This window comes from Streptomyces sp. BK340 (assembly GCF_007827595.1).
Taxonomy (GTDB): Bacteria; Actinomycetota; Actinomycetes; order Streptomycetales; family Streptomycetaceae; genus Streptomyces.
This window is the reverse complement of the sequence record NZ_VISR01000066.1, coordinates 1-4523: the sequence shown is the minus strand read 5'-3', so window position 1 is coordinate 4523 and position 4523 is coordinate 1. Positions and strand designations below refer to the sequence as shown.

Here is a 4523-nt window from a genome sequence, read left to right as displayed (position 1 = left end):
CGGATCACCTCCTCGGGTATCCCACCGTTGACCGTGGAGCAGGGCCTGGCCCTCCTGGATACGGCCACCACCCTCGACGAACCCCACCTCATCCCGATGGGCCGTGCCGCAGGCCCGATGCGGATGCCGGGAGAGGTACCTCCCCTGCTGCGCCGACTGGTCAAGGGCACCAGGCGAGCCGCTTCGAACACGGGCTCGGCGGCCGGAACGGCCGCGGCCCTGGCGACTCGGCTGAGGGAACTACGCGACGGTGACCGGGTTCCGCACCTCCTTGATCTCGTACGAGCCGAAGCGGCAGCCGTACTCGGCCATCCATCTGCCACCTCGGTCGACGCCGGGAAGGAGTTCCAGGAACTCGGCGTGGACTCGCTGACCGCGCTGGAGCTGCGCAACCGGCTCACCGCCGTCACCGGACTGCGCCTGCCCGCCACCCTGGTCTTCGACCACCCCACCCCGGCCGTCCTCGCCCAGCACCTCCTCGGCGAACTGCTCGACGAAGCCGGACCGGACAGCGGACAGCCCGGCCTTCTCGCGGAACTCGACCGACTTGACGCCATGTTGACGGCGGCAGACGAGCCGGACGAGTCGACCCGTTCCGCCGTCTCCCTCCGGCTCCGGCATCTGCTGGAGCAGTGGACGGCCGCGGCCCCCGACACCGACGCGTCCACGCACAGCGTCGCGGAGCGCATCGCCTCCGCCAGCGCGGATGAAGTCCTGGCATTCATCGACAACGAGCTCGGCCGTTCGAGCGACCGCTGACCAGCTCTCTCGTCACCCAAGGAAGGCTCCTCTAGCCATGTCGAACGACAGCAAGCTCGTTGACTACCTCAAGTGGGTCACCGCGGACCTGCACCAGACTCGCCAACGACTGCTGGAAGTCGAGTCGGGAAAGCAGGAACCCATCGCCATCGTCGGCATGGCCTGCCGGCTGCCCGGCGGTGTACGCAGCCCCGAGGACCTCTGGCGCCTGGTCCTGGAAGGCCACGACGCCATCTCCCCGTTCCCCGCCGACCGCGGCTGGGACCTGGCCGCCCTCGCGGGGGACGGGAACGGCAGCAGTGCGTCCGTCGAAGGCGGCTTCGTCGACGCGGCCGAGTTCGACGCGGGCTTCTTCGGGATCTCACCGCGCGAGGCCGTCGCGATGGACCCGCAGCAGCGCCTTCTCCTCGAAACCTCGTGGGAGGCCTTCGAGCGAGCAGGCATCAAGCCGGAGACGCTCCGCGGCAGCCGTACCGGTGTGTTCGTCGGCACGGCCGGCGTCGACTACGTAGGCGTGGTGATGAACTCCGCCGAGGACGTGGAGGGCCACGCCACCACCGGGCTCACGGCGAGCGTGCTGTCCGGACGGGTCTCCTATGCGTTCGGACTGGAAGGCCCGGCGGTCACTCTGGACACGGCCTGTTCGTCGTCCCTCGTCGCACTTCATGTGGCGGCACAGGCCCTGCGCAGCGGCGAGTGCTCGATGGCACTTGCGGGCGGTGTGACCGTCCTGTCCACGCCGATGAGCTTCTCCGGCTTCAGTCGTCAGGGTGGTCTGGCCTCGGACGGGCGCTGCAAGGCGTACGCGGACGCGGCGGACGGCACCGGCTGGTCGGAGGGCGTCGGTGTCCTCGTCCTGGAGCGGCTGTCGGATGCCCAGCGCAACGGTCACCCGGTGCTGGCCGTGGTGCGGGGCTCTGCTGTCAATCAGGACGGTGCGAGCAACGGGCTCACCGCGCCGAACGGTCCGTCGCAGCAGCGGGTGATCCGGCAGGCGTTGGCGAGTGCGGGGCTTTCCGCGCGGGATGTGGACGTGGTGGAGGGGCACGGTACGGGTACGCCGTTGGGTGATCCGATCGAGGCCCAGGCGCTCCTGGCGACGTACGGCAGCGAGCGCGATCCGGAGCGTCCGTTGCTGCTCGGCTCGTTGAAGTCGAACATCGGTCACACGCAGGCCGCGGCGGGTGTCGCGGGTGTGATCAAGATGGTGATGGCGATGCGGCACGGGGTGCTGCCCCGTACCCTGCATGTGGATACCCCCTCCACGCATGTCGACTGGTCCGAGGGCGAGGTCAGGCTGCTGACCGAGGCGGAGCCCTGGCCGGCGTCGGACCGGCCGCGGCGAGCCGCGATCTCGGCCTTCGGCATCAGCGGCACGAATGCACACACCATCGTCGAGCAGGCCCCCACACCGGCGGATGATGACCGAGAGGCACCCCGGGCCACTCCCGCCGTGGTGCCTTGGGTGGTGTCCGGCAAGTCCGAAGCGGCACTGGAAGCGCAGCTGGAGCGACTGGCCGCGCTGGGCGAGCCTCCGGTGCTGGACGTGGGCCACTCACTGGCAGCGGAACGGACCCACTTCGCGCACCGGGCGGTGCTGGTGGAGGGCGTCGAGGTCGCTCGTGGTGTGGCGGTTGAGCGGTCGTTGGCGGTGTTGTTCTCGGGTCAGGGGTCGCAGCGGCTGGGTATGGGGCGTGGGTTGTATGCCCGCTTCCCGGTGTTCGCGGAGGCGTTCGACGCGGTGTGTGCGGGCCTGGACGAGCACCTCGACCGTCCCGTGCGTGATGTCGTGTGGGGCGATGACGCCGATCTGCTGAACCGGACGCTGTACACGCAGACCGGTCTGTTCGCGGTCGAGGTGGCGTTGTTCCGTCTGGTCGAATCGCTGGGTGTGCGGGCGGAGTTCGTGGCCGGGCATTCGGTCGGTGAGGTGGCTGCCGCGTATGTGGCGGGGGTGTTCTCGCTGGAGGACGCCTGTGCGTTGGTGGCTGCTCGTGGCAGGCTGATGGAGGCGCTGCCCGAGGGTGGCGCGATGCTCGCCGTCCAAGCGACCGAGGACGAAATGCTGCCGCTGCTGGGCGGGTCGGTGGCAGTGGCCGCGGTCAACGGTCCGGAGGCGATCGTCCTGGCGGGCCCCGAAGCCGACGTGCTGCGGATCGCCGGCAAGCTGACGGCCCAAGGACGGAAGACGTCCCGGCTGCGGGTGTCGCATGCCTTCCACTCGCCGTTGATGGACCCGATGCTGGAGGACTTCCGGGCGGTTGTGGCGGGGCTGTCCTTCTCGGCGCCGGAGATTCCGCTGGTGTCGAACGTGACGGGTGAGTTGGCGTCGTCCGAGTTGGTGTGCGACCCGGAGTACTGGGTGCGGCACGTTCGTGAGACGGTCCGCTTCGCCGACGGAGTCAGCACCTTGAGCGAGGCCGGTGCCACCGCCTTCCTGGAACTCGGCCCCGACAGCGTCCTGTCCGCGATGGCGCGACACCGTATGTCCGGCGCGGAGGACATGGTGGCGGTGCCTGTTCTGCGCAAGGATTGGTCGGAGGAACGCGCGCTCGTCACCGGGCTTGCGCAGCTCCACGTCTCCGGAGCACGGCTCGATCTGACCGCGCTCTTCGACGGCACCGGCGCCCGCCGCGTCGACCTGCCGACGTACGCCTTCCAGCACGCACGCCACTGGCCGCGCCCGGCCGCACATCCGGGTGACGTACGTGGCGCGGGGCTGACGCCTGCCGAGCACCCGTTGCTCGCCGCGATGGTCGCGCTGGCGAACTCGGACGGCATGGTGTTCACGGGCCGCCTGTCCTTGAAAGCACACCGCCGACTCACGGACCACCTCGGTGGGGAGGGCGTGTTCCCGGCCACGGGGCTTCTGGAGCTGGCAATTCGCGCCGGCGACCAGGTCGGCTGCGGTCGCGTCGAGCGACTCACCCAAACGGAACCGCTCGTCCTGTCCGAGGACGACGCGGTCGTGATCCAGGTATGGATCGGAGCTCCCGACAACTCCGGAGCCCGCGAGGTGGCCCTCTACTCGCGCCGTGACGGCGCCGAGGACGGCGTGTGGACGGAACACGCGTCTGGCGTGCTTCTCGCGGAGGAACAGGGGCAACGCCCCTTCGACACTGCCGACTTCGCCGTATGGCCGCCGCGCGGGGCGGTCGTCGCCGAGGCCGGCGGCGAGGCCGAGATGGACGCCGAGACGGGTGTCTCGGTGTGGCGGCGCGACGACGAGACCTTCGTGGAGGCCGTGCTGCGCGGCGAGGCCGCACAGGAAGCCGCGGGGTACGGTCTGCATCCGGCCCTGCTCTCCGCAGTGGTGCGGGAGGCTGACGGCCGGGAGCTCGTTCCGGTGGCGTGGAGCGGGGTCACGCTGCACGCGGTCGGCGCACCGATCGTCCGGGCGCGTGTCGTTCCCACCGGCGAGGAGAGCGTGTCGGTCACGGTGGTCGACGTCGACGGTGCTCCTGTCCTGACAGTCGAATCCCTCGTCCTGGCGGAGCCCGGCACCATCGTCACCGGAGGGCAGCTGGACAGCCGCGATGGGCTGCTGCGCCTGGAGTGGGTCCCTGCCGCAGCGCAGTCCACGGTGGCCGCTACGGATGAAGCCATCCAGAGTGTGACGCTCGAAGCTGACGCCCTTTCGCTGGCAGGGATCCCGGATGACGCCTCCCTGGTGGTGGTGCCGTTGGTGGGGGAGGGGGTGGGGCCTGGGGTTGTGCATGGGTTGTTGGGGCGTGTGTTGGGTTTGGTGCGGGAGTGGTTGGCGG

Annotated in this window: 2 protein-coding genes; both read left to right on the top strand. The window is 70.0% G+C overall.

Annotation, left to right across the window (positions count from 1 at the left end):
- The coding region (locus FB157_RS46910; RefSeq protein WP_261387073.1) for an acyl carrier protein at positions 1 to 759 on the top strand (759 nt) is incomplete at its 5' end.
- 37 nt (positions 760 to 796) lie between these two features.
- The coding region (locus FB157_RS46905; RefSeq protein WP_145887959.1) for a type I polyketide synthase at positions 797 to 4523 on the top strand (3727 nt) is incomplete at its 3' end.